General features: G+C 68.5%; 18 protein-coding genes and 3 tRNA genes. 7 read left to right on the forward strand and 14 right to left on the reverse strand.

What is annotated here, in order from left to right; genetic code table 11:
• Positions 1 to 58: 58 nt before the first annotated feature.
• From rplA to ABZ385_RS13785, 5 genes are all read right to left on the reverse strand, one after another.
• A complete protein-coding gene (gene rplA / locus ABZ385_RS13765; RefSeq protein ID WP_055698213.1) occupies positions 59 to 781 on the reverse strand; it encodes a 50S ribosomal protein L1 in 723 nt (240 codons plus the stop codon).
• A gap of 88 nt (positions 782 to 869) precedes the next feature.
• Entirely contained in the window at positions 870 to 1,304 is a 435-nt protein-coding gene (rplK, locus tag ABZ385_RS13770) for a 50S ribosomal protein L11 (RefSeq protein ID WP_358577367.1), read from the reverse strand.
• A 191-nt stretch (positions 1,305 to 1,495) separates the two neighbouring features.
• Positions 1,496 to 2,443, reverse strand: a complete 948-nt coding sequence (gene nusG, locus ABZ385_RS13775) for a transcription termination/antitermination protein NusG (RefSeq protein ID WP_358696078.1) — start codon at positions 2,441 to 2,443, stop codon at positions 1,496 to 1,498.
• Positions 2,444 to 2,520: 77 nt separating this feature from the next.
• On the reverse strand, positions 2,521 to 2,805 hold the full coding sequence (secE, locus tag ABZ385_RS13780; protein WP_358577363.1) for a preprotein translocase subunit SecE: 285 nt from the start codon (positions 2,803 to 2,805) through the stop codon (positions 2,521 to 2,523).
• Positions 2,806 to 2,912: 107 nt separating this feature from the next.
• Positions 2,913 to 2,985 (reverse strand) — tRNA-Trp (locus tag ABZ385_RS13785).
• Between the two features lie 180 nt (positions 2,986 to 3,165).
• Between ABZ385_RS13785 and ABZ385_RS13790 the strand changes: the two genes are divergently transcribed.
• Both ABZ385_RS13790 and ABZ385_RS13795 read left to right on the forward strand, forming a co-directional pair.
• Positions 3,166 to 4,392 carry a pyridoxal phosphate-dependent aminotransferase gene (locus ABZ385_RS13790; protein ID WP_358577361.1) on the forward strand — a complete coding sequence of 409 codons (1,227 nt, stop codon included), beginning with the start codon at positions 3,166 to 3,168 and terminating at the stop codon, positions 4,390 to 4,392.
• Positions 4,393 to 4,528: 136 nt separating this feature from the next.
• Positions 4,529 to 5,548, forward strand: a complete 1,020-nt coding sequence (locus ABZ385_RS13795) for an adenosine deaminase (protein WP_358577358.1) — start codon at positions 4,529 to 4,531, stop codon at positions 5,546 to 5,548.
• On the opposite strand, the gene ABZ385_RS13800 is transcribed toward ABZ385_RS13795, so the two are convergent.
• Positions 5,538 to 6,131 (reverse strand): helix-turn-helix domain-containing protein, encoded by a 594-nt coding sequence (locus ABZ385_RS13800; RefSeq protein WP_358911416.1) that lies wholly within the window; start codon positions 6,129 to 6,131, stop codon positions 5,538 to 5,540. The two genes, ABZ385_RS13795 and ABZ385_RS13800, sit on opposite strands and share 11 nt — an antisense overlap.
• Positions 6,132 to 6,223: 92 nt before the next feature.
• On the opposite strand from ABZ385_RS13800, the gene ABZ385_RS13805 reads away from it, so the two are divergent.
• A complete protein-coding gene (locus tag ABZ385_RS13805; RefSeq protein WP_358911561.1) occupies positions 6,224 to 6,856 on the forward strand; it encodes an NAD(P)H-binding protein in 633 nt (210 codons plus the stop codon).
• A 78-nt stretch (positions 6,857 to 6,934) separates the two neighbouring features.
• Here ABZ385_RS13805 and ABZ385_RS13810 read toward each other — a convergent pair whose 3' ends face one another.
• The 6 genes from ABZ385_RS13810 to ABZ385_RS13835 all read right to left on the reverse strand — a co-directional run bounded on the left by ABZ385_RS13810 (position 6,935) and on the right by ABZ385_RS13835 (position 9,503).
• The gene (locus tag ABZ385_RS13810) at positions 6,935 to 7,990 is read right to left on the reverse strand and encodes a UDP-N-acetylmuramate dehydrogenase (RefSeq protein ID WP_358911418.1); all 1,056 of its coding nucleotides are present in this window, start codon (positions 7,988 to 7,990) and stop codon (positions 6,935 to 6,937) included.
• A 79-nt stretch (positions 7,991 to 8,069) separates the two neighbouring features.
• Complete coding sequence (locus tag ABZ385_RS13815; RefSeq protein ID WP_358577352.1) at positions 8,070 to 8,498, reverse strand: MaoC family dehydratase; 429 nt, start codon at positions 8,496 to 8,498, stop codon at positions 8,070 to 8,072.
• 4 nt (positions 8,499 to 8,502) lie between these two features.
• A complete protein-coding gene (locus ABZ385_RS13820) occupies positions 8,503 to 8,967 on the reverse strand; it encodes a MaoC family dehydratase N-terminal domain-containing protein (RefSeq protein WP_358911420.1) in 465 nt (154 codons plus the stop codon).
• Positions 8,968 to 9,057: 90 nt separating this feature from the next.
• Entirely contained in the window at positions 9,058 to 9,222 is a 165-nt protein-coding gene (rpmG, locus tag ABZ385_RS13825) for a 50S ribosomal protein L33 (protein ID WP_004571794.1), read from the reverse strand.
• Positions 9,223 to 9,310: 88 nt separating this feature from the next.
• Positions 9,311 to 9,383: transfer RNA gene (locus ABZ385_RS13830), tRNA-Met, on the reverse strand.
• 47 nt (positions 9,384 to 9,430) lie between these two features.
• A tRNA-Thr gene (locus ABZ385_RS13835) sits at positions 9,431 to 9,503 on the reverse strand.
• A gap of 284 nt (positions 9,504 to 9,787) precedes the next feature.
• Here ABZ385_RS13835 and ABZ385_RS13840 point away from each other — a divergent pair.
• Positions 9,788 to 11,074 (forward strand): amidohydrolase family protein, encoded by a 1,287-nt coding sequence (locus ABZ385_RS13840; RefSeq protein ID WP_358911422.1) that lies wholly within the window; start codon positions 9,788 to 9,790, stop codon positions 11,072 to 11,074.
• Positions 11,075 to 11,235: 161 nt separating this feature from the next.
• The gene (locus ABZ385_RS13845; protein ID WP_358577345.1) at positions 11,236 to 11,892 is read left to right on the forward strand and encodes an SDR family oxidoreductase; all 657 of its coding nucleotides are present in this window, start codon (positions 11,236 to 11,238) and stop codon (positions 11,890 to 11,892) included.
• A 47-nt stretch (positions 11,893 to 11,939) separates the two neighbouring features.
• Here the strand turns inward: ABZ385_RS13845 and ABZ385_RS13850 are convergent, their stop codons facing one another.
• A complete protein-coding gene (locus tag ABZ385_RS13850; protein WP_358577343.1) occupies positions 11,940 to 12,152 on the reverse strand; it encodes a hypothetical protein in 213 nt (70 codons plus the stop codon).
• Positions 12,153 to 12,586: 434 nt separating this feature from the next.
• Between ABZ385_RS13850 and ABZ385_RS13855 the strand changes: the two genes are divergently transcribed.
• Positions 12,587 to 12,949: a hypothetical protein gene (locus ABZ385_RS13855; protein ID WP_358911424.1), complete on the forward strand. Its 363-nt coding sequence runs from the start codon at positions 12,587 to 12,589 to the stop codon at positions 12,947 to 12,949.
• A complete protein-coding gene (locus tag ABZ385_RS13860; protein WP_358911426.1) occupies positions 12,946 to 15,066 on the forward strand; it encodes a tetratricopeptide repeat protein in 2,121 nt (706 codons plus the stop codon). The genes ABZ385_RS13855 and ABZ385_RS13860 overlap by 4 nt, the downstream gene beginning before the upstream one ends.
• Positions 15,067 to 15,444: 378 nt before the next feature.
• Here the strand turns inward: ABZ385_RS13860 and ABZ385_RS13865 are convergent, their stop codons facing one another.
• Entirely contained in the window at positions 15,445 to 16,572 is a 1,128-nt protein-coding gene (locus ABZ385_RS13865) for a hypothetical protein (RefSeq protein WP_358911428.1), read from the reverse strand.
• Between the last annotated feature and the right edge of the window lie 210 nt (positions 16,573 to 16,782).

The following is a 16,782-nucleotide window of genomic DNA, read 5'->3' on the forward strand; positions in this document are numbered from 1 at the left end:
CTCGAAAGGTTGCGGGGCCCGTCCACAGAACGCGTGCGCGACGCGGCTGCCGTCAGATTCAGACGGCGGCCGGGTCCTCCTCGACGAGGAGGTTGCGGGTGCGGTTCGAGTCCAGCGGGATGCCGGGGCCCATCGTGGTCGTGATGGCGGCCTTCTTGATGTAGCGACCCTTGGCGGCCGACGGCTTCAGACGGAGGATCTCCTCCAGGGCCGCGGCGTAGTTCTCCACCAGCTTGGTGTCGTCGAAGGACACCTTGCCGATGATGAAGTGCAGGTTCGAGTGCTTGTCGACGCGGAACTCGATCTTGCCGCCCTTGATGTCGTTGACAGCCTTCACGACGTCGGGGGTCACGGTGCCGGTCTTCGGGTTCGGCATCAGACCACGCGGACCGAGCACGCGGCCGAGGCGGCCGACCTTGCCCATGAGGTCCGGGGTGGCGACGACGGCGTCGAAGTCCAGGCGGCCCTTCGCGACCTCGTCGATCAGCTCGTCGGCGCCGACGATGTCGGCCCCAGCGGCTTCCGCGGCCGCAGCACGGTCACCGGTCGCGAAGACCAGGACCCGGGCGGTCTTGCCGGTGCCGTGCGGGAGGTTCACGGTGCCACGGACCATCTGGTCGGCCTTGCGCGGGTCGACGCCCAGACGCATGGCGACCTCGACGGTGCCGTCGAACTTGGTCGCGGAGGTCTCCTTGGCGAGACGGACGGCCTCGAGCGGGGCGTACAGCTTCTCCCGGTCGATCTTGGCGTCCGCAGCGCGGAGAGTCTTGCTGCGCTTCACTTCTGCTCCTGGTGTGTTCAGGTATGGAGTTGTGGTGCGGGCCAGCGCTTGGCCCTACCACGGAGAAAGGTCAGACGGGGGAGGAAGCTCAGCCCTCGACCGTGATGCCCATGGAGCGGGCGGTGCCGGCGATGATCTTCGACGCGGCGTCCAGGTCGTTGGCGTTGAGGTCTTCCATCTTGGTCTGCGCGATCTCGCGGATCTGCGCCTCGGTGACCTTGGCGACCTTGGTCTTGTGGGGCTCGCCGGAGCCCTTGTCGACACCAGCGGCCTTGAGGATCATCTTGGCGGCCGGCGGCGTCTTGGTGATGAAGGTGAAGGAACGGTCTTCGTAGACCGTGATCTCCACCGGGATCACCCAGCCACGCTGCGACTCGGTCGCGGCGTTGTAGGCCTTGCAGAACTCCATGATGTTGACGCCGTGCTGGCCCAGCGCGGGGCCGACCGGCGGGGCCGGGTTGGCGGCACCAGCCTGGATCTGGAGCTTGATCAGCCCCGTGACCTTCTTCTTCTTGGGAGGCATAGCTCTCTCCGGGTCCTAGTGAGAGTTTCAGCCAACCATCCGGTCATCCGGATGGAGGCATACCGCACAACGATAACGGGTATAGTCGTGCGGCTAAAAACCGAGCAGGTCAGACCGGCTTTGGCAGCCCGTCTGACCTGTTCGGAGGCATGTGGTCCAGAGGAGACCGGGGCGGCCGCGAGGGCCGCCGGCTAGTTCTTCTGGATCTGGTCGAAGCTGAGCTCGACCGGGGTCTCGCGGCCGAAGATCTCGACGAGGCCCTTGACCTTCTTCGAGTCGGCGTTGATCTCGTTGATCGTCGCCTGGAGCGTCGCGAACGGGCCGTCGGTGACGGTGACCGAGTCGCCCACCTCGAAGTCCAGGACCTGGACCTCGACCTTGCGGGCCGGAGCCGGCTTGCCCTCGGCCTCGGCGGCCTCGCGGGCGGCCTTCTCCTCGGCCTCGGGGGCGAGCATCTTGACGATCTCGTCCAGGGTCAGCGGGTAGGGGTCGTAGGCGTTGCCCACGAAGCCGGTGACGCCCGGGGTGTTGCGGACGACGCCCCACGACTCGTTCGTCAGGTCCATGCGCACCAGCACGTAGCCGGGGAGCTTGTTCTGACGGATGGTCTTGCGCTCGCCGTTCTTGATCTGGGCGACCTCTTCCTGCGGCACCTCGGCCTGGAAGATGAAGTCCTCGACGTTCAGCGAGACGGCGCGCTGCTCCAGGTTGGTCTTCACGCGGTTCTCGTAACCGGCGTAGGTGTGGATGACGTACCACTCGCCGGGCAGGGTGCGGAGCTCCTCGCGCAGGGCGACGATCGGGTCGACCGGCTCGGACTTCTCCTCGACGGGCTCCTCGGCGGCGGCTTCGGCGTCGTCGGACGCCTCGTCCTCGGCGGGCTCCTCGTCGGCGTCGGCCTCGGCGGCGTCGATCTCAGCCTCGGCGGCCTCGTCCTCTTCGGACTCGGCGACGGCCTCGGCGTCACCCTCCAGGTGGACGGCAGCCTCCTCGGCGGGCACGCCCGCGGCGGCGTCGGCGGCCTCGGCCTGATCCGGCTCCTCGGCGTCCGCCGCCTCGACGATGTCGAGCTGGTCCTCCACGGACTCCGCGTCCTCTCCGCGAGGCTCGACGGCGTCGTTCAGGTTCGGGTCAGACACGGTGGCTGCTTCTTCCTGGATACAGAGGGGTGGAACGCGCGAAAGGGGCGCCAGGAACGGCGCCCTTCGCTCTCGGCTCAGCCGAAGATGTACTTGACAGCGTGGCTGAAGCCATAGTCAATCACGGTCACAAGACCGATCATGATGACGACAAAGACGATCACCACGGAGGTGTAGGTCGCGAGCTGACTGCGAGTCGGCCAGACGACCTTGCGGAGCTCCGCGATGATCTGGCGGTAGAAGAGCGCGAGACGGCCGAAGGGGCCCTTCTTGCCGCGCTTGCCACCCTTGCGGGCCTTCTTGGACTCCGGCGCCTCGTCCTGGGCATCAGGCTTGTCGATGGAGCCCACGGCGTCCGTCACTCGTCCTCACCTGATTCCGGGTCGTGGCCGTGCCGCGCCCGGTTGAGCCGCACGGCGGTGCGTTGCAGTACGTACATGCGCACACATCCTGGCGAAGGAGTGTGTAGCAGGGCCGGAGGGACTTGAACCCCCAACCGCTGGTTTTGGAGACCAGTGCTCTACCAATTGAGCTACGACCCTTTGATTTCCCCAACCTACCGCATCCGCCCAAGTGCACGGAGTGCGTCGAGAGGGAGCGGCCGGTGAGGGCCAACGAGCAGTGAGTGTACGTGGTCCACGGCCCGCCGTCGAACAGATGGGGCCGTGACGCTCTTGGAAACCGCCGCACCGGGCGCCTGCCAGGTCTGGAACGATGGGGCCATGAGCGCTGCAACTTCTCCGACCGAGCGCCGGGTGTCCGCGCGCATCGGCGCGATCTCCGAGTCCGCGACCCTCGCCGTCGACGCCAAGGCCAAGGCCCTCAAGGCCGCCGGGCGGCCGGTGATCGGCTTCGGCGCGGGTGAGCCCGACTTCCCCACTCCGGACTACATCGTCGAGGCGGCCGTCGAGGCCTGCAAGAACCCGAAGTTCCACCGCTACACCCCGGCCGGCGGCCTCCCCGAGCTCAAGGCGGCCATCGCCACGAAGACGCTGCGCGACTCCGGGTACGAGGTGGACGCCTCGCAGATCCTGGTGACCAACGGCGGCAAGCAGGCCATCTACCAGGCGTTCGCCGCGATCCTCGACCCGGGCGACGAGGTCATCGTCCCGGCCCCCTACTGGACGACGTACCCGGAGTCGATCCGTCTCGCCGGCGGTGTCCCGGTGCCGGTCGTCGCCGACGAGACCACCGGCTACCGCGTCTCCGTCGAGCAGCTGGAGGCCGCCCGCACGGAGCGCACGAAGGTCGTGCTCTTCGTCTCGCCGTCCAACCCCACGGGGGCCGTCTACAGCGAGGCCGACGCCGAGGCGATCGGCCGCTGGGCCGTCGAGCACGGCCTGTGGGTCATGACGGACGAGATCTACGAACACCTCGTCTACGGAGACGCGCGGTTCACCTCGCTCCCCGCGATCCTTCCCGAGCTGCGCGACAAGTGCATCGTGGTCAACGGCGTCGCCAAGACGTACGCGATGACCGGCTGGCGGGTCGGCTGGATCATCGGCCCGAGGGACGTCGTGAAGGCCGCGACGAACCTCCAGTCGCACGCCACGTCGAACGTCTCCAACGTCGCGCAGGCCGCCGCGCTCGCGGCCGTCTCCGGCGACCTGGTCGCCGTGGAGGAGATGCGGGAGGCCTTCGACCGGCGCCGCAAGACCGTCGTGCGGATGCTCAACGACATCCAGGGCGTCGTCTGCCCCGAGCCCGAGGGCGCCTTCTACGCCTACCCCTCGGTGAAGGGCCTGCTCGGCAAGGAGATCCGCGGCAAGCGCCCGCAGGACTCCGTGGAGCTGGCCGCGCTGATCCTGGAGGAGGCCGAGGTCGCGGTGGTCCCGGGCGAGGCCTTCGGGACGCCCGGTTATCTGCGGCTCTCCTACGCGCTCGGTGACGCGGACCTCGTCGAGGGCGTCTCGCGGCTGCAGAAGCTGCTGGCCGAGGCCCGCGACTGACCTCGTCCGGCAGCGCTCCACGCGCGCGTGCGGGCCGTCTCTCTTCCGAGGAGGCGGCCCGTTTCTTCGTTCGGAGGAGGCCACGAAGGGGGAATCGCGCTACCGGCACACCTGGTGCGTACGGCAAGATCCTCCAATGGAGCGCGTACGAGACATACGAGAGCTGCCCAAGGCCCATCTGCACCTGCACTTCACCGGGTCCATGCGGCCCGCGACGCTGCTCGAACTCGCCGACAAGTACGGGGTACGGCTCCCGGACGCGCTGACCGGCGCCGAGCCGCCGAAGCTGCGCGCCACCGACGAGCGCGGGTGGTTCCGCTTCCAGCGGCTCTACGACGCCGCGCGCTCCTGCCTGCGGGAGCCCGAGGACATCCGGCGCCTGGTGCGGGAGGCCGCGGAGGAGGACGTGCGGGACGGCTCGGGGTGGCTGGAGATCCAGGTCGACCCGACCTCGTACGCGCCGCGGCTCGGCGGTCTGATCCCGGCCCTGGAGATCATCTTGGACGCGGTCGAGGCCGCCTCGCGGGAGACCGGCCTCGGGATGCGGGTGCTGGTCGCCGCGAACCGCATGAAGCACCCGCTGGACGCCCGTACGCTGGCCCGCCTCGCGGTGCGCTACGCGGACCGGGGCATCGTCGGCTTCGGGCTCTCCAACGACGAGCGGCGCGGCATGGCCAGGGACTTCGACCGCGCCTTCGCGATCGCGCGGGACGGCGGGCTCCTCGCGGCGCCGCACGGCGGCGAGCTGACCGGGCCCGCGTCGGTGCGGGACTGCCTGGACGACCTGCACGCGGTTCGGATCGGGCACGGGGTGCGGGCCGCCGAGGACCCGCGACTCCTGAAGCGGCTCGCGGACCGCGGGGTGACGTGCGAGGTGTGCCCGGCCTCCAACGTCGCCCTCGGGGTCTACGAGAAGCCCGAGGACGTGCCGCTGCGCACGCTCTTCGACGCGGGGGTGCCGATGGCGCTCGGCGCCGACGACCCGCTGCTCTTCGGCTCGCGCCTCGCGGCCCAGTACGAGATCGCGCGCGAGCACCACGCCTTCGACGACGCCGAACTGGCCGAGCTTGCGCGGCAGTCGATCCGGGGCTCGGCCGCCCCCGTGGACGTACGGGAGAAGCTGCTGTCCGGGGTGGACGCCTGGCTCAGCGGCTGATGCCGGCGAGGAGTGTGCGGGCGAGGGCGGCCGCGAACTCCTCGACGGGCTGCGGCTCGGCGGCCACGGCGTCGTAGGCGAAGGCCCGCTGCGCGCAGGCGCCCAGGAGCAGCGAGGCGGCCGCGAAGGTGTCGGCGTCCGCGGCGATGCGCCCGGCGGCGCGCTCGGCGCGGAGGTAGGCGTCCAGGGCCTCGATGGGCATGTGGGGGCCGGTGCCCAGCTCCCGGAGCGCGTCCTCGTGGCGCCGCTTGAGCTTGGGCTCGGCGTACAGAGACGCGGCGATCGGGAAGCTCTCGGCGTAGAAGCCGGTGGCGAGCCGGGCGATCTCGGTGAGGTTCTCCTCGACGCCCCGCTCCCCCGGGTCCTCGGCGAGGCGGTGCAGCAGCGGGCCGAGCTTGGGCAGCCTCTCCTGGAGGACGCTCACGAACAGCTCCTCCTTGCCGGCGAAATGCTTGTAGAGCGCCGCTTCGGAGCAGCCGGCCGACTTGGCGATCTCCTTGGTGGTGGCACGGGCGAGGCCGATGGTGAGCATGAGTTCGTGCGCCGCGTCGAGGATGCGGGCCCGGGTGGGCTTCTGCTGCATGTGCCGTCCCAAGAGGCTTGACGTGAGGTGAGCGGATACTCACTCTAGGGGTGAGTGAATACTTACTCACCTGGAGGCGCGTGATGAACACTTTGAGGCTGACGGTCTTCGGGGCCACCGGGGGCATCGGCGGGGAGATAGTCCGGCAGGCTCTCGCGGCGGGCCACGAGGTCACGGCCGTGGTGCGCGACTCCGCGCGGCTGAGCGCGTCGGGAGAGGGCCTGGAGGTGTTCCGGGCCGATCTGGGGGACGCCGAGGCGCTGCGGGCCGCGGTGGCCGGCCGGGACGCGGTCCTTTCCGGGCTCGGGGCCCGCAGGCGGGCGGACGCGGGGGTCGCGGCCCGCCTCACGCGGTCCGTGGTGGGCGCGATGGAGGCCGAGGGGACGCGCAGGCTCCTGGTGGTGAGCGCGGCCCCGGTCGGTCCCCCGGCCGAGCGCCAGCCGTTGCTCGACCGGGCCCTGGGCGCGGTGGTCAGCGCGGTCCTGAAGGAGGTCTACGACGATCTGCGGGCCATGGAGGCCGACTTGGCGCGCAGCGCCACGGACTGGACGTCCGTACGCCCGCCGAAGCTGCGGGACAAGCCGGTGACGGGCGCCTACCGCAGGGTCGTGGGCGGCACTCCGCGCAGCGGGCGGTCCATCGGGCGCGCCGATGTGGCGCACGCGATGCTGGCGATGGTCGACGATCCCTCGACGGTGAGGCAGGGGGTTGGGGTGGCGTACTAGCCACCCCGTGGCGGATCGGCGCCCGGCTCGGCGGGCCTGGGGCCTGGCCTGATGGGCCACCTCGGGCCCGATCGTCGGCTACAGGCTGACGCCCACCATCACCGGCTCGTTGACCAGCGTGACACCGAAGGCGTCCCGCACGCCGGCGACGACCTCGCGGGCGAGGGCCAGGAGGTCCTCGGTGCTGGCTGAGCCGCGGTTGGTGAGGGCGAGGGTGTGCTTGGTGGAGATGCGGGCCGGGCCCTCTCCGTAGCCCTTCGTGAAGCCCGCCTTGTCGATGAGCCAGGCGGCGGACGTCTTCACGCGGCCGTCTCCGGCCGGGAAGGCGGGCGGGGCGACGTCGGGGCCGAGACGGTCCGCCACGCGCGCGTGGAAGGCCGCGAACTCCGCCTCGCCGAGGATCGGGTTGGTGAAGAAGGAGCCGGCCGACCAGCTGTCGTGGTCCTCGGGGTCGAGCACCATCCCCTTACCGGCGCGCAGCTTCAGGACGGTCTCCCGGGCGACGGCGGCCGGTACCCGGTCGCCCGCCTCGACGCCGAGGGTGCGCGCCGTCTCCGGGTACTTGATGGGGGCGCTCATCCCCTGGGCGTCCTCGAGCTCGAAGCGGACCCGCAGGACCACGAAGCGCTCCGGTTCGGCCTTGAAGCGGCTGTGGCGGTAGGAGAACGCGCAGTCGGCGTTCGCGATCACCACCGTCTCGCGCGTCTTCCGGTCGTACGCGATCACTTCGGTGATCGTCGACGAGACCTCCTGGCCGTACGCCCCCACGTTCTGGATCGGCGTCGCGCCCGCGGAGCCGGGGATCCCGGCGAGGCACTCGATGCCCGCGAGGCCCGCCTCGACGGTGCGGGCGACCGCGTCCGTCCAGACCTCGCCGGCCGCCAGCTCCAGCTTCGTGCCGTCGAGCGCGAAGCCCTGGGTGGCGATGCGCAGGGCGGTGCCGTCGAACCCCTTGTCGCCGATGACCAGGTTCGAACCGCCGCCGATGAGCAGCAGCGGGGTCCCGGAGTCGTCGGCCTCCCGGACGGCGGCGATCACCTCGGCGTCGGTCGTCGCGGTGATCAGGCGGGTCGCGGGGCCACCGAGACGGAAGGTGGTCAGCGGGGCGAGGGGGGCGTCGTGGAGTTCCTGCACGTGCTCAAGAGTACGAGAACGGCCCCGCCGGTCCTGGCGGGGCCGTTCTCGTGGGGCGCGGAGCCCGGTCCGGTGGCCGTCAGGCCAGTCGTACGACCGCTCGCGACATGCCGAGGACCTTCTGGCCCTCGCTCTTGGCGAGGAGGTCGACGCGGACGCGGTTGTCGTCCAGCTTGGCGGCGACCTTGGCGCTGACCTCGATGGTGGCGCCCTTGTCGTCGTTGGGGACGACGACGGGCCTGGTGAAGCGCACGCCGTACTCGACGACGGCCGCCGGGTCGGCCACCCAGTCGGTCACCACTCGGATCGCCTCGGCCATGGTGAACATGCCGTGCGCGATGACGTCGGGGAGGCCGACCTCCACCGCGAACTTCTCGTTCCAGTGGATGGGGTTGAAGTCCCCCGAGGCGCCCGCGTACTGGACGAGCATGGCGCGGGTCACCGGGAACGTCTGCGCCGGCAGTTCGGTGCCGACCTCGACGTCGTCGTAGGAAATCTTCGCCGTCATCGTCTCAGGCCCCCTCTGTCGCGGTCTCCGCCGCGCGCGCGACGAGCTTGGTCCAGGCGGTCACGACGTGCTCGCCGACCTCGTCGTGGACCTCGCCGCGGACGTCCAGGACGTCGTTGCCCGCGAGCGACTTGATGTCGTCGATGGTCGAGGTGACCGTGAGGCGGTCACCCGCGCGCACCGGACGCGTGTAGGCGAACTTCTGGTCCCCGTGCACGACGCGGCTGTAGTCGAGCCCCAGCTGCGGGTCCTGGATCACCTGGCCCGCGGCCTTGAAAGTGATCGCGAACACAAAAGTCGGCGGGGCGATCACATCGGGGTGACCGAGGGCCTTGGCGGCTTCCGCGTCGGTGTACGCGGGATTGGTGTCCCCCACCGCCTCGGCGAACTCGCGGATCTTCTCCCGGCCGACCTCATAAGGATCAGTGGGCGGATAGGACCGCCCCACGAAGGACTGGTCGAGCGCCATGGACTCGGTACCTCCTGTGGTTGGTTTTCGTAAAAACGACACGAGGCCGCCCCCAGCAATCGGGGACGGCCTCGTGTACGAGCCTGAGTATCAGCGCGTTTCGCGGTGCGCAGTGTGCGCGTTGCAGCGCGGACAGTGCTTCTTCATCTCAAGACGGTCCGGGTCGTTACGCCGGTTCTTCTTGGTGATGTAGTTCCGCTCCTTGCACTCCACGCAGGCCAGCGTGATCTTCGGGCGGACGTCGGTGGCAGCCACGTGAGTGCTCCTTGGACGGACGATGGACGGATGAACGCATAAAAGAGTAGCCGATCGAAGGACCGACCCCACAATCGGCTACCAGGAGTAGCGGTGACCGGACTTGAACCGGTGACACAGCGATTATGAGCCGCTTGCTCTACCGACTGAGCTACACCGCTGCGATGCCGGATCCCCCCGCCCGAAGGCGAGGATCACTCGACATCAGAGCCCCAATGCGGAATCGAACCGCAGACCTTCTCCTTACCATGGAGACGCTCTACCGACTGAGCTATTGGGGCGAGCGATGAAGACATTACACGGTTGGTCGCCGATCGCCCAAATCCGTTTCGCCGGGGCCGTCCGGGGGGACTGGACGACCGCCTCAGGCGTCCGCGGAGGCCCCGTCCGAACCGTCGGCAACCCGTGGCACCACGCCGGTACGACTTACCCGTGGCACCACACCGGTACGACTATTGCGCTCCTCCTCGAAGGGCGCCTGTCGCCGTCCTAGGCTCGGCACACGCTGCGTGATCTTGACGCCCCTCCTCGACGACAGCAGCCGCCCCCGAACCCCAGGAACGCGATGCCCGACAGCCAGCCGCAGCAGCCCCACTCCTCCGGCTCCTCCGGTCCCGATCCGGCGGACGGGTCCGGGTCGCTGCTGCTCTGCGGAGCCCGGCTCACCGACGGCAGGACGGTGGACGTCCGGCTCGGCGGCGGGCGCATCGAGGCGGTCGGCACGGCCGGCAGCCTGGCCGCGCACGGGTCGCGGGTGGACCTCGGCGGCTATCTGCTGCTGCCGGCGGCCGCGGAGCCGCACACGCACGGCGACACGGCCCTGACGGCGGACGTGGCGGGCCCCGTCTCGTACGAGGTGCCCGACGTGCAGCGCAGGGCCACCGAGGCGGCCCTGCTCCAGCTCGGGCACGGCGCCACCGCGCTGCGGGCGCATGTGCGGATCGGCGACGTCCAGGGGCTCGGCCCGATGGAGGCGGTGCTCCAGGCGCGGCGTTCGCTGCGCGGCCTGGTCGACCTGGCGGCGGTCGCGGTGCCGCGGCTGCTGACCGGCGTCGCGGGCGCCGACGGGCTCGCGATGCTGCGGGACGCGGTGAAAATGGGCGCCTCCGTAGTGGGCGGATGCCCTGATCTCGACCCCGACCCGACGGGGTACACGGAGGCGGTCCTGGAACTCGCCGCCGAACACGGCTGTCCCGTCGACCTGCATACGGACGGTGACGATCCGGCGCGGCTCGGGCGGCTCGCGGCGATGGCCGCCGGGCTGCGGGCCGGGGTGACGGTGGGCCCGTGCGGCGGCCTCGGACGCCTGCCGGCGGAGGTGGCCTCGCGCGCCGCCGAGCAGCTGGCGGCGTCCGGGGTGACGGTGGTCTGCCTTCCGCAGGGCGGGTGCGGGAGCGCGGAGCGGCGCGGGGTGGCGCCGGTGCGGCTGCTGCGGTCGGCCGGGGTGCGGGTGGCGGCGGGCAGCGGGACCATGCGGGACGTCTCGAACCCTGTGGGGCGCGGGGATCCGCTGGAGGCCGCGTATCTGCTGGCCTCGCGGGGCGGGCTGCGGCCCGAGGACGCCTACGGCACGGTGAGCGGGGCGGCGCGGGCGGCCATGGGGCTGCCCGAGGTGCGGGTGGAGGCCGGTTTCCCGGCCGAGCTGCTCGCGGTGCGCGGCGACCGGCTCGCGGGGGCGCTGTCGCTCGCGTACAGCCGGATCGTGGTGCACCGGGGGCGCGTGGTGGCGCGGACCAGCGCGGTGCGTGAGTACTGCGACTCGGCGGCCGCGGTGGCCCTGGACCTGCCCCGGCAGGGCCGGGCCAAGGGGAGCGACCCTGGGTGGCCGAGGGGCGGCGAGACGCCTTCGTAGCGTGAGTTGAGCGGCCGTCATGGGGCGTGCCGGGGTGACGCCGTGGCCGAGCGGGGCGCGTGGGCGGTTGGGCGGCTGTCAACGCGCGCGTAAGCGTGATCCCCGGGAGCCGCGTGCTCCGCGTGCGGCGGACGGGTCCGCACTGTCGTACGGTCGAAGACATGCGCATTGTCATCGCTGGAGGTCATGGTCAGATCGCGTTGCGGCTGGAGCGTTTGCTCGCCGCGCGCGGTGACGAGGTCGCAGGGCTGATCCGCAACGCCGGACAGGAAGCCGATCTGCGAGAGGCCGGCGCCGAACCGGTGCTGTGCGACCTGGAGTCGGCGTCGGTCGACGAGGTCGCCGAGCACTTGCGCGGCGCCGACGCCGCCGTGTTCGCGGCGGGCGCGGGACCGGGCAGCGACGCCGCCCGCAAGAACACCGTCGACCGGGGGGCCGCCGTGCTCTTCGCGGACGCGGCGGAGCGGGCCGGGGTGCGGCGGTACGTCGTGGTGTCGTCGATGGGCGCGGACCCCGCGCACGAGGGCGACGAGGTCTTCGACGCGTACCTGCGCGCCAAGGGCGAGGCGGACGCGGAGGTACGTGCGCGTGCCGCCCTGGACTGGACGATCCTGCGCCCCGGGATGCTGACGGACGACGCCGGCACCGGGCTCGTGCGCCTGGAGGCGTCGACGGGGCGCGGGCCGGTGCCGCGTGACGACGTCGCCGCGGTGCTCGCGGAACTCGTGGAGACCCCGGCGACGGCCGGGCTGACGCTGGAGCTGATCAGCGGTTCCGTACCGGTGTCGGTGGCGGTCAAGTCGGTCGCCGGGAACTGAGCTTCCCCGGCGGCCCAGCGCGACGGGGCCCGCGCGGGGCGGCCCGTTCAGAAGAGCGGGAGCTGCCCCGGCAGGTCCGGGACCGTGTAGCCGTCCAGGGCGGGCTGTGCGGCGCCCAGCGGGGCCTGTCGGCGGGATCCCGGGCAGGAGACCAGCTCGCCGCTGGTGCGCGCGCCGGGCGGGTCGTGGCGGGCGAACCGTCCGCCGACGACGGCGATCTCACGGCGGCACTCCGGGCAGTTTCTGCGGCGGGACGACATGCCCCCATTTTGCGCCCCGCCCCGCGCGCGTAGTGCACGAAAAGTCCTCGCGGAGGAAAGTCCCCGCGCACGAAAAGACCCTCCCCGTCCTGCGTTTCCGCAAGTCGGGGAGGGTCTCCTTCGTGTGGCGGCGCCAGGATTCGAACCTGGGAAGGCTGAGCCGGCAGATTTACAGCGGGCTCCATGTGCCCTCCTTGACCAGCGACTTTCCTCGAACTTGGCGCTGCCGGGGGCCGCCTGGGGAGAGGCCCCTGTTCCTCAATCGGCCTGCCGGGTAGGGCTCGCTCGCAGATGTGCAGTGAATGTGAGCGAGATCGAGCAGGTGCCGGACCTGCTGGCTACTCTGTGCAACAGGTAATGGCGAGCTGTAGGGGGCGGGTTCGTGGACCCAGAGATGGCTGTGCTTGCTGGCGGGTACAGCAGGGACAACCCTGGTGACCTTGTTGACGACCGAGGTGTGGCAACGAGCCAGGGACGGTATTGCCTCGTTATGGCGCCGTGCCGAGCCAGAGCGGGCCGAGGCAATTTCCGCCGAGCTCGACGTGACCCGAAGGGACTTGCTGGCTGCACAGGCTGGCGGCGACCTAGAATCCCCCGGTGAACTAGGTGCGGAATGGCAGGGCCGCATACGGCGACTGCTCGCAACACACCCCGAGGAAACCTACGCGCTGCAGGCGCTGCTTAAGGAACTGGCGCCGTACACACCTGCGGACTCGTCGGTGACGCAGCATGCCACCGCCTCCGGTCATGCCCGGGTCTACCAGGCTGGCCGAGACCAGAACTTCGGCCGCCGATGAGCGGCGCCAACGATGCCCGGGCCGATGGCCAGGGCCGCATCTACCAAGCCTCCGGCGACCAGCACATCACTGAGCACCATCACCACACCCCCGATTGGTCGGGGCCAGACTCCGTGCGCCACCCCACGGTCGGCCACGCCCCCGTGGTGCTGCGCGACCGCGTTGGCGAGATGGACCGTCTGCGCGCCGCCGTCGAACCCGGCGTTGGCAACCGCGTCTACGTCCTCCACGGTTTGGGCGGCTGCGGCAAGACCGCCGTTGCCTACACGCTCTTCCACCACGCCACCAACCGGGCTGGCCGGCTCGGGCTGTGGGTCAATGCTTCCGACTCGACCTCTCTACGGGCGGGCATGCTCGCCGTCGCAGCCGACCGCGGGGCCACCGACGGCGAACTGATGGGAGCGCGCAGCGGACTACGTCCCGCCGCCGATCTCGTCTGGCATTACCTCGACCACTCAGACGAGCCCTGGCTCCTGGTCCTCGACAACGCCGACAACCCCGCCCTCCTCCGCGACGGTGGATGGCTGCGCACCAGCCCCAGCGGCACCGTGGTCGTCACGAGTCGGCAAGCAGCGGCTCACTGGTGGCCTGGGGCCGAACTGCTCCAGTTTGGCGTGCTCCCACGTGAGGATGCCGGCCTGGTACTTCGTGACCTCGCACCACATGCCGGATCGATCGAAGACGCTGTGGAGGTCGCTGACCGCCTCGGACGACTGCCTCTGGCGCTCACCCTCGCCGGTAGATTCCTCGCTCACCAGGTAATCGACCCATGGAGCCTTGCCGACTACGGCCGCCGACTCGAAGGCAGCGCCGATCTCGACCCCATCGGGCTCATCGAACAAGGCGCCGCAGCCATCGGCGGCGATTCTCGGCACCTGCCCAGCCGCACCTGGCAGCTTTCCCTTGACGCCCTGGCCGCGCAAGGGCTGCCCGAAGCGGCTCAACTTCTGCGCCTACTTGCTTGCTGGTCCAGTGACCCATTGCCGCTGTCAGTCCTCCTCGGGGCCGAACTCGGCCCGGCGCTTCCGGCGTCTCACGTCGAATCGGCCCTGCGCGGGCTCATTGATCACTCCCTCACCGAGCTGTCACCTGGAGAAGTGCGCTGCCTACGCACCCACGGCGTACTCCTCGACAGCGTGGCCCGAGACACACCCGCTGAACAGCACAACCAACTCGCATCCGCGGCGGCCCTCCTATGTCTCACTCTTTTGCCCGAGGTGCCTGACAGAGGGGCGCAGAACCCCCAGGTGAACCTGCTCGCGCCACATGTGATCGCGCTATTGCGAAGAACGATGAGTTGGGCCACCAGTCAGCCAGCAGCCGAAGCTGCGGCAGAGTGCGCTCTTCGGCTTGTTACCGCAGTTCATAGATCTGGCGACTACGCCTCGGCACACAGTTTGAGCAATGATGCCGTTGAGCTGCTGAAGCCCCGGCTAGGCGAAGGCAACCTTTGCCTTATCAGGCTGCGCCAACGTCTGGGGCGAGCTCTTTTTCGGCTTGGACGGTTCGAGGAGTCCGAGGTCATCTTGCGGCAAGTCCGGGATGACTGCGAACGGACCATAGGGCCAGAAGCACTGGACACTTTAGCGGCTTGTAGAAGCCTAGCCAAACCGCTCTTCAACCTTGGCCAAGAACCAGAAGGCATCGCTCTGTTTCGACGAGAAATAGAGGGATACATTCGAGCACTAGGTCCCGTGCACCCTATTACGCTTATCGCCCGGACAGACATTTTAGGTGATTCCACACTGCCGAGAGACGTAAACGCAGGGCCGGATTTGGTAATGGAATGTCGTAACGAAGTCGGAGAAGATCACACCATAACACTCTCCGCAGAACTCAATTGCGCTTTTGCACTTAATCGTGTTGGGCGACCGGAAGAGGCCCTACCGTTCATTCGCTCCACGTTCCCCAAATTTGTGCGCCGCTTTGGCAGCGATTACCCCATCGCGTTAAACGCTCGGCAAACTCTGAGCATGATCCTGCATGCGCTCCAACAAAAAGATGAAGCAATCGAGCATATGGAAGAAGTTGCACAAGGTCGGACCAGGGTACTCGGACCGAACCATCCGTGGACAATCGACGCCAGGGAACTCCTGGAACAATATCGAGACTCATAGAGAGAATCTTGACATCGCATCGACCTACCCAGTCCCTCAGCAAGAGGGTTGCAATTACCTGCTCGAACCAATGGCCAGCGGCACCAAGGCCAGCAATAACTTACGAAGCGACGGCCTCCACTTCCGAAGCCGCAGTCTTCCAGCGGGCCCAGTCCAGTCCATGTCACCTGCGGATTTCAGTGGAGAAGTCTCCGCTGGGGGACGCCTGAAGGAGCGAGCGCGCTGCGACCTGCCATCGAGGCGACCGCTCACGTGCCACGCGACTCATGCAGCGTCGAGGGGTACACCACCCGGCGCCAACCTTGGAGGCAACCACTGCTTCCCCCGGTCGCGAGCTTGGCTCCGCTGGCAGGGCCATCCTGAGCCGGAAGACAGGCTCTAGTCCTCATCCTGTATTTCGCGCACCTCGCCCCGCCGCAGGAGCGCCCTCCCAGCCGCCATCGTCGCGTGGATCGATGGGGCGGTGATGGGGATTGACGCTTCTCCACGCCTTCGGACGATGCTGATGAATGCCCCCTCAACCGACCCGTCGACGATGGCCCCGTGGACCAGGAAAGGCTTCAACTCCTCCGGCTGCGGGGGCAGACTCAGCACGACAAGCATGCCTTTCCCATGCGGCACCATTTCGATGTTCAAGTAATCAGGAGACGGATATAGATGCTGCTCGATCGCTATCTCATATTTCCTCTGCATGCGGGCATCCAAGGGAACCGGCTGTACGGCTTTGACGATTTCCCCGCTGGGAACCTTCTTAGCCTTCATCCCGACTACGATAACTCCACCATGCTCGGCATTCGCGAATCTAGCAACGGCCTGAGCGAGGGAAATTTTTCCTGAGCGTTCCGACAGGTCGTAGTGGTCGACCTTTACATCCAGCCATGGCCCTTCTGGCTGGCCGACCAATAGATCACCCTTTTCTGCCCTGAGCAGGCTGACAGCGGTCTCCCTGGTGAGGAAACCTCCCTGCAGGGCATCAATGAAAGCCAGTACGTCTTTTCCGATGGCGTACATATAGGCCAAGCTTTTGCCGCGCGTCGGCGTGCGGACGTGGATCTCGGTGAAGTACGGGGGCGTCGAACCAGCGTTCGGGTGAGCCCCTATATGGAGAAGCCCGCACCCTAGCCGCTCCAGTATGAGCGTTAGGGAGTCTTTGTAGGCTTCGGCTTTGCCGTCGTCATATCCCTCGTCAAGGTAATCATCCAGCCAAGCCGTCAGAGACAGGCGAAGCTGCCCCTCTTCCAGAGAAAACGCGATCCCGTTCGGTGGCGCCTCGTCATCCAAATATTCCTCAGGCACATCCGTCACCGCGAGGTCGATTTCGCCTTCGCTAGGGTCTCCCCACATGTAATTGCAGTAGGATCGCAGGGCTGCCTGCAAGTCCGTTGCTGTTACGTCATCCAGGTCGTTTTCGTGGGCAATGAATCCATCTGCTGTTTCCCTCATCGGCCAGTCCCTTTTGCCCGTGATGAGTGACTGGCCTTCGCGCTCCATCTTTACGGTTCGCATCACACCTCCTAGCTAGGGGATAATGGTAACGGAGGTTCTCGTTTGCGATGCAAATTCGGATGTGGCACCCCATCGTGCAGATGCCTTCCTCAGCCTTGCATCTGCACGCACCGGACCCCGCTCAGGTGGCCTGGGCAAATCCGTCGTTCCGAGCTTGCCTAATCCGGAAGGAAGCCTCTAGCCGATGTACGGTTCATCTCGTGAGGCGTC

The organism is Streptomyces sp. NPDC005898, assembly GCF_040629635.1.
Taxonomy (GTDB): domain Bacteria; phylum Actinomycetota; class Actinomycetes; order Streptomycetales; family Streptomycetaceae; genus Streptomyces.